The organism is Siccibacter turicensis LMG 23730 (assembly GCF_000463155.2).
In the GTDB taxonomy this organism is placed as follows: Bacteria; Pseudomonadota; Gammaproteobacteria; order Enterobacterales; family Enterobacteriaceae; genus Siccibacter; species Siccibacter turicensis.
Map to the genome: position 1 here is coordinate 1 of NZ_AWFZ01000069.1, position 271 is coordinate 271.

Sequence of the window (271 nt, forward strand, 5' to 3'; positions counted from 1 at the left end):
GGCTGCGAATTCCTTGCATTCTCTACGCCAGGTCACACTTTAGGACATTTCTCATATTTCAGTTTCCCTTATCTTTTCTGCGGCGACACGATGTTCTCCGCTGGCTGTGGTCGCCTGTTTGAAGGCACGCCCGCGCAGATGTATCACTCCTTCCAGAAAATAAACGCGCTGCCTGAAGATACGCTTATTTGCTGTGCGCATGAGTACACATTAAGCAATCTTAAGTTTTTAGTGGCTATTTTGCCGGACGATCCCGCTTTAACCCAATATT

At 47.2% G+C, this 271-nt stretch carries 1 pseudogene; it reads left to right on the plus strand.

The annotated features are described in order from the left end of the window. A pseudogene (locus DW58_RS20535) lies at positions 1-271 on the plus strand (hydroxyacylglutathione hydrolase); the annotation flags it as partial.